The following is a 4801-nucleotide window of genomic DNA, read 5'->3' on the forward strand; positions in this document are numbered from 1 at the left end:
CATTGGACCTCGTGGGAGCGAGCCTGCTCGCGAAAGGGGCACCTCGGTCTTAGTGCGCTTCCCCGGCTTTCAGTCCGGCCGGCAATGTCTTGGTCAACAACACCGCCAACATACTGATCCCCAGCGCAATCCCGACAAAATGAAACGCATCGTTGTAGGCCATGATCGACGCCTGCTGGTGGGCGATCTCGCTGAGTTTGCCCAGCGCCGCCGTTTCACTGCCCAGTTTGTCGGTCAATGTCGCGAGGCGCTCGGCCACCTGGGGATTGCTCGGCACAATGGATTCACGCAAATAATCGAAGTAGGTCTTGGTTCGCGCATCCAGTAACGTGGCAAGCAGGGCGATGCCGATGGCGCCGCCGAGGTTGCGCAGGATGTTGAACAGGCTCGACGCCGAGCCCGCATCCTGGGGCAGGATGTAGGCAGTGGCGATCAACGAGATGGTGACCATGATCAGCGGCTGACCCAGCGCGCGGATGATCTGGATCTGGTTGAACTGCGGGCCGGCGAAGTCCGGGTTCAACACCCCCGAGGAAAAACTCGCCAGGCCGAACAGGCCGAAGCCAATCGTGCACAGCCATTTCGGCGAGACAACCTTCATCAACTTGGGCACCAGCGGAATCAGGAACAACTGCGGCACGCCCATCCACATAATCACTTCGCCGATCTGCAGGGCGTTGTAGTTCTGGATTTGCGCCAGATACAGCGGTAGCAGGTAGATCGAGCCATACAGGCCGACACCCATCCCGACACTGGAAATGCTCGACAGACCGAAGTTGCGATTGCCGAGGATGCCGAGGTTGATCAGCGGATTGGGCTTGGAAAACTGCACGATCACGAAGGTGATCAGGCTGACCAGCGCGATACTGCCCAGGGCCACGATCAGATTGGATTCGAGCCAGTCCTTGCGATGGCCTTCCTCCAGAAACACCTGCAGGCAGCCAAGGCCGACGCCGAGGGTGACAATCCCGGTGTAGTCGGTGCTTTTCAGCAGTTCCCAGTGTGCTTCTTTCTTCTCCAGACCGTACATCAGGCCAGCGATCATGAGCAGGCCGGGCGGTATGTTGATATAGAAGATGTATTCCCAACCCCAGTTTTCGGTGAGCCAGCCACCCAGGGTCGGACCGATGGACGGGGCGAAGGTGGCGGTCATGGCGAACATGGCCATGCCTTTGGCGCGGTGATGCTCGGGCAGTTTGATCAGGGTCAGGGTAAACGCCAGCGGAATCAGCGCGCCGCCGGTAAAACCCTGCAAGGCGCGAAAGACGATCATGCTCTCCAGGCTCCACGCCATGGAGCACAGCAGCGAGGCGACGAGAAAACCGAGGGACACCCACACCGCCAGGCGCCGCGCCGACAGCAGCTGCACCAGCCAGGCAGTCAGCGGGATCATGATGATTTCCGCCACCAGGTATGAGGTGGATATCCATGAACCTTCTTCCAGGGTCGCCGACAGCGCGCCCTGAATATCCTTGAGCGATGAATTGGTGATCTGGATGTCGAGCACCGCCATGAACGCGCCGAGCATCACGCTCATCACCGCAATCCAGTCCCGCCGCGTCGGTTCCCCGACCGGACGGATCAGTTGATCACCGGCCATCGCCAGCGGCGTCTTTAATGCTCAGGTTGGCAGTGACATCGTCAGGGGTGTCTTTGATATTCACTTTGACGGTGACTGACATGCCCGGGCGGATCTTGCCGCGCAACGGGTTGTCGGCGGCGAAGGTCAGTTTTACCGGAATCCGTTGTACGACTTTGGTGAAGTTGCCCGTGGCATTGTCCGGCGGCAACAGGCTGAACTGCGCGCCCGAGGCGGCGAACAGGCTATCGACCCGGGCTTCGATCGGCGTGTCGCCATAGGCATCGAAGGTCAGTTCCGCTTTTTGGCCGGGCTGCATATGGCCAATCTGGGTTTCCTTGAAGTTGGCCTGGATCCAGATGTCTTCATCCGGAACGATCGACAGCAGATAGGCGCCGGCCTGCACGTACTGGCCATTGCGCGCGGCGCGCTGACCGATCAGGCCACTGATGGGCGCGTGAATTTCGCTGCGCGTGAGGTTCAATTCGGCCTGGGCCAGATCGGCCCGGGCGTTGGCGATCTGCGCGTCGAGGCGCTTGATCTCGGCGGTCAGCGCGTTCACTTGCTGGCGCTGGCTTTGGGCATCCGCCTGGGCCTTGGTCAGTTGAGAGCGGGCAATATGGTTGTCGGCGGAGAGGGTGGTCACCCGTTCCTCCGAGACATAACCGGGCTTGCGCAGGGTCTGGGCGCGGGACAGGTCAATTTGCGAACGGCCCAGGCTGGCCTGGCTGGATGCGACTTGCGCTTCGCTGGCGGCAATCAGGCTGGCCTGCTGGGTCAGTTTGCTCTGGGCTTGCAGGCGCTCGGCCTGGCGGGTGGCGAGGGTAGCGTTGGCGCGGTCGACGGCGAGGCGGAAATCATCGCCTTCAAGCCTGATCAGTAATTGGCCTTTCTCGACGTGCTGGTTGTCTTGTACCAGCACCTGGTCGATGCGTGCGCCCAACTGGCTCGACACACGGGTGATTTCGCCCTGGACATACGCGTTGTCAGTGCTTTCATAGAACCGTCCCTTGAGGAACCAATGGGCAAAAAAGCCCCCGGCAACCAGCAGGACAATCAACAGGAAACTAAACAGGCGACGCTTGAGTTGGGCAGGCATGGGCTGACTGTAGTCGAGAAATTGCAAGGAAAGTTATCAGCAGGTGAATCTGGCATACAGCCGATAAACGGTAAATGCCATCGGCTGATATTCGGCCATTCACCGCGTCATACGGGCGTTACAGTCGCAACCTTGGCTTAAATGCCCTGTTCACTGGAGCCGGGCGGTCTGCGCCTGTTACCATTCGCCCCTTGTTAAATCTTTGCTTTTATTCTTTTCGAGACATGCCATGACCACCGTCCGCACTCGCATCGCGCCATCGCCTACCGGGGACCCCCACGTAGGTACCGCTTACATCGCATTGTTCAACTACTGCTTTGCCAAGCAGCACGGCGGTGAGTTCATCCTGCGGATTGAAGACACCGACCAGTTGCGTTCGACCCGCGAGTCCGAACAGCAGATTTTCGATGCCTTGCGCTGGTTGGGCATCGACTGGAGCGAAGGCCCGGACGTGGGCGGCCCGCATGGTCCGTACCGTCAAAGCGAGCGCGGCGATATTTATCAGAAGTACTGCCAGCAACTGGTCGACATGGGGCATGCCTTCCCGTGCTTCTGCACCGCTGAAGAGCTGGACCAGATGCGTGCCGAGCAAATGGCCCGTGGCGAAACCCCGCGTTACGACGGCCGCGCGCTGCTGCTGTCCAAGGAAGAAGTCGCGCGCCGCCTGGCTGCCGGCGAGCCGCACGTGATCCGCATGAAGGTGCCGAGCGAAGGCGTCTGCGTAGTGCCGGACATGTTGCGTGGCGATGTCGAAATCCCGTGGGATCGCATGGACATGCAAGTCCTGATGAAGACCGACGGCCTGCCGACATACTTCCTGGCCAACGTGGTCGACGACCACCTGATGGGCATCACCCACGTATTGCGTGGTGAAGAATGGCTGCCATCGGCACCGAAACTGATCCTGCTGTACGAATACTTCGGTTGGGAACAGCCGGAACTGTGCTACATGCCGCTGTTGCGTAACCCGGACAAGAGCAAGCTGTCCAAGCGCAAGAACCCGACCTCGGTGACCTTCTACGAGCGCATGGGCTTCATGCCGGAAGCCATGCTCAACTATCTGGGCCGCATGGGCTGGTCGATGCCGGACGAGCGCGAAAAGTTTTCGCTGCAGGAAATGGTCGACAACTTCGACCTCAAGCGCGTTTCCCTGGGTGGGCCGATTTTCGACATCGAGAAGCTGTCGTGGCTCAACGGCCAGTGGTTGCGCGACCTGCCGGTGGAAGAGTTCGCCGCCCGCGTGCAGAAGTGGGCATTCAATTCCGACTACATGATGAAGATCGCGCCGCACGTGCAGGGTCGGGTTGAAACCTTCAGCCAGGTCGCACCGCTGGCCGGGTTCTTCTTTGCCGGTGGGGTGAATCCGGACGCCAAGCTGTTCGAATCGAAGAAACTCTCGGGTGATCAGGTTCGCCAGTTGATGCAGTTGATTCTGTGGAAGCTCGAAAGCCTGCGTCAGTGGGAGAAGGACAGCATCACCGCGACCATTCAGGCGGTCGTGGAGTCCCTGGAGCTGAAGCTGCGCGATGCCATGCCGCTGATGTTCGCGGCGATCACCGGCCAGGCCAGCTCGGTGTCGGTGCTCGATGCGATGGAAATCCTCGGTCCGGACCTGACCCGTTTTCGTCTGCGCCAGGCGATCGACCTGCTGGGCGGCGTGTCGAAGAAAGAAAACAAAGAGTGGGAAAAGCTCTTGGGCGCTATCGCCTGATTGCGTTTGATTCCGTAGGAGCTGCCGAAGGCTGCGATCTTTTGATCCTGCTCTTCGGCGCTTTCCCCCGGATTTTCGGGGGGAGGGCGGTAAGTGATTGTTATGTCGGCAAAAAACTTTAAATTTTTTGAAAAATAAGTTTGACAGCCTTTCGATACGCCCTTAAGATTCGCCCCGTCCTCAGCGATGACATCAACGATGAGGGGCTATAGCTCAGCTGGGAGAGCGCTTGCATGGCATGCAAGAGGTCGACGGTTCGATCCCGTCTAGCTCCACCAATTTACACTTCAAGGTCTGGCCACACCGGCCTTGAAGCGATCAACACTCAGCGTTGATCAGTTGTATAGAAGGGTTTGCGTCCCCTTCGTCTAGTGGCCTAGGACACCGCCCTTTCACGGCGGTAACAGGGGTT

General features: G+C 59.3%; 3 protein-coding genes and 1 tRNA gene. 2 read left to right on the forward strand and 2 right to left on the reverse strand.

From position 1 onward, the window contains the following. Nucleotides 1-49: 49 nt before the first annotated feature. Nucleotides 50-1540, reverse strand: coding sequence for an MDR family MFS transporter (locus ACW9HW_RS28805; protein WP_170948754.1), 1491 nt, complete (start codon nt 1538-1540; stop codon nt 50-52). 49 nt (nt 1541-1589) lie between these two features. Next, a complete protein-coding gene (locus tag ACW9HW_RS28810) occupies nt 1590-2678 on the reverse strand; it encodes an HlyD family secretion protein (protein ID WP_457402702.1) in 1089 nt (362 codons plus the stop codon). Nucleotides 2679-2907: 229 nt separating this feature from the next. Here ACW9HW_RS28810 and gltX point away from each other — a divergent pair, with 229 nt between their 5' ends. Together gltX and ACW9HW_RS28820 are read left to right on the forward strand one after the other, a co-directional pair. Next, complete coding sequence (gltX, locus tag ACW9HW_RS28815; RefSeq protein ID WP_413705325.1) at nt 2908-4389, forward strand: glutamate--tRNA ligase; 1482 nt, start codon at nt 2908-2910, stop codon at nt 4387-4389. Between the two features lie 202 nt (nt 4390-4591). Next, a tRNA-Ala gene (locus ACW9HW_RS28820) sits at nt 4592-4667 on the forward strand. Nucleotides 4668-4801: the final 134 nt, after the last annotated feature.

The sequence above is a fragment of the Pseudomonas sp. SDO5532_S415 genome (genome assembly GCF_054071155.1).